Genomic DNA, 2,848 nt, shown 5'->3' with positions numbered 1-2,848 from the left:
AGCTTCCCGGCTTAACCGCGAACTTAAGGATTCTGAGAAAGAACGCAGAAAACTTGAAAAAGAATTACAGCGCAAGGAAAAGGCTCTTGCAGAAGCAGCTGCCTTACTTGTACTGTCAAAAAAAGCAAATGCGATTTGGGGGGATTCAGAGGACGAATGATCAGCGCCTCAGATCGCGAAAATGCTGTACTGCTGATCAATGAAGCCATTAAATCAGGAGCGTCTTGTAAAAAGGCATGTGAACGCCTCGGAATCACAGAACGGACTTTCTAGCGTTGGAAAAAGCGAAAAGCGGATACTGATTCCTATGAAGATGGACGTCCCCACGCAGATCATTCAAATCCTGCTAATAAGATACCCGCAGAGATACGCCGTGAGATCATAAACATCTGTAACAGACCAGAATATGCCAGCATGGCCCCCTGTGAAATCGTTCCGGCATTAGCCGATGAAGGTATCTATATCGCATCTGAATCAACTTTCTATCGTGTATTACGGGAAGAAAAAATGCTGAATCACCGTGGCCGTAGTGAAGCACCTAAGCATAACCGTCCATCTACATACAGTGCAACAGCTCCAAACCAGGTATACATGTGGGATATCACATATCTGAATGGTCCACATAAGGGTATGTTTTACTATCTGTACCTCTTCTCAGATCTTTACGATCGGAGTATCGTTGGCTGGGAAGTCTACGAAGAAGAAAGTGCCGACTATGCCAGCAGTTTGATCAAAAGGATCTGTTTAAAACAAGGTCGGCTTACTACAGAGCCATTAGTCTTACACGCTGATAATGGCTCCCCCATGAAAGGCGCAACAATGTTGGCGACCCTTTATCAGCTTGGTATAACTCCCTCAAACAGCAGACTGCGTGTAAGCAATGACAACCCCTATGCCGAAAGTCTTTTCAAAACGTTGAAATACCGTCCTAACTATCAGCCCAAAGGATTTGAAACATTGGAAAAGGCTCGGGAATGGGTCAGCCTGTTTGTAAAGTGGTACAACCACGATCATCATCACAGTGGTCTAAACTTTCTTACTCCTTATCAGCGCCGCAGCGGATTGTCCGACAAGATACTGTCTAAACGTAAAGAGGTTTACGAAGCTGCTAAAGCAGAGCATCCGGAACGCTGGAATGGACGTGCAACCCGTGACTGGAGTCTTCCGGATACTGTATATCTGAACCCGGATAAGGTACACGAACAATCCGAAGAAGCTGATGATCAGATGGCTGTTTCATAAAAATCTATTCATTCAAAATGATGGTGATCAGGCAGGATTCTGTGCCTGACGTGATTACCAATAAATGTGGATAATTTATTGATACTCACGTCAGGTACAGAACAATATTTGATAACCTGCAAGAACAAAAAATATATATTTTTACTGACAACTACCTTGACAATCAGCGCAACAGGCACCCCCTTGTTTGCGTGAGTAGGTTGATGTTCGCACTTCAATTATACATCATTCAGCGGAGGGTGTCTTTATTTTGTGCAAAATTTAGAATTTGCTCATTTATAGTTAGAAACTTAAAATAGCTATAGCAATGATTATTATTAAAAAGAACGGAGAAGAAAGTGAGTAAACAGAAGATAACATTAGTTATACCGTGTTTTAATGAACAAGAATCGCTTCCTATTTTTTATAAGGAAATTAGTAAGGTATTGCATAGTATGGAATGTGATTATGAACTTATATTCATAGATGATGGATCGAATGACGATACGTTAAAGTTGCTGAGAAAATTTGGAGAAAATGATAAAAATTTAAAATATGTATCGTTTTCAAGAAATTTTGGAAAAGAGGCAGCTATGTATGCTGGCTTTCAAAATGTTGATGGAGATTATGTTGCTGTGATGGATGCGGATATGCAAGATCCCCCGAGTTTATTACCTAAAATGTTAAAAATTCTTTGCACACAGAATTATGATTGTGTAGCTACTAGAAGAATAAGTAGAAAAGGTGAACCTCATATTCGGTCATGGTTTGCTAAAAAATTTTATAAATTAATTAACAAAATTTCTGATGCGGACATTATGGATGGAGCAAGAGATTTTCGCCTTATGAAAAGAAAAATGGTAGATTCTATAGTTGCGATGGATGAATATAATCGGTTTTCGAAAGGAATTTTTGGTTGGATTGGGTTTAATACATATTGGTTGGAGTATGAAAATGTGGCGCGTGTTGCAGGAAAAACAAAGTGGAGTTTTGGAAATCTGATTAAATATGCGTTGGATGGAATTATTAATTTTTCGGAAGTTCCATTAAATATGGCTTCTTGGTTAGGAATAGTAATGACATTTCTATCTTTTGTTTTTTTAGTGGCTATTATTGTAAGAAAATTAATTTTTAATAATTCTGTAGATGGTTGGGCATCTTTGGTTTGTATTATTGTTTTTGTTAGTGGAATTCAGCTGTTTTGTATGGGTATTATTGGAAAATATATTGCTAAAATATATATGGAAACAAAACATAGACCGCATTATATTATTAAAGATTCGAATATAGATATTTCTGAAAAATGAAAGTGCAATGGTATTTGGAATGTATAGATTTAGAATGGAATTTTCGTTATACTTTATCAAAGACTGAAAAAGTTGTACTTTTGTGTGAAAAGATTTTTGATAAAAAATCATAATTAAAATCTTATTTTTGATATGAGTGAAAAGAAGCAAGTGGGTAAAAATTTAAAAAAATTTTGAAATGATTTTCAGACTATAAATGAGCAAATAACGAAAATTGCACAAAATTACAATTCCCAAAATCATCCTGCAATCATTAAAACATCCTTCAGCGAAGCTCCATGCTGGATCAACCGATAAATGGCCGTAATCCGTTCTTTCTT

General features: G+C 37.2%; 1 protein-coding gene and 1 pseudogene. Both read left to right on the top strand.

The features are described from left to right. Positions 1 to 345: 345 nt before the first annotated feature. Positions 346 to 1,242 (top strand): annotated as a pseudogene (locus I2G42_RS16090) (IS3 family transposase); the annotation flags it as partial. 338 nt (positions 1,243 to 1,580) lie between these two features. Next, the gene (locus I2G42_RS16085) at positions 1,581 to 2,528 is read left to right on the top strand and encodes a glycosyltransferase family 2 protein (protein ID WP_055222226.1); all 948 of its coding nucleotides are present in this window, start codon (positions 1,581 to 1,583) and stop codon (positions 2,526 to 2,528) included. The last annotated feature ends 320 nt before the right edge of the window (positions 2,529 to 2,848 follow it).

Origin of the sequence: Fusicatenibacter saccharivorans, assembly GCF_015557635.1 — a bacterium.
Classification (GTDB): domain Bacteria; phylum Bacillota; class Clostridia; order Lachnospirales; family Lachnospiraceae; genus Fusicatenibacter; species Fusicatenibacter saccharivorans.
This window is presented reverse-complemented; position numbering and strand designations above follow the sequence as displayed.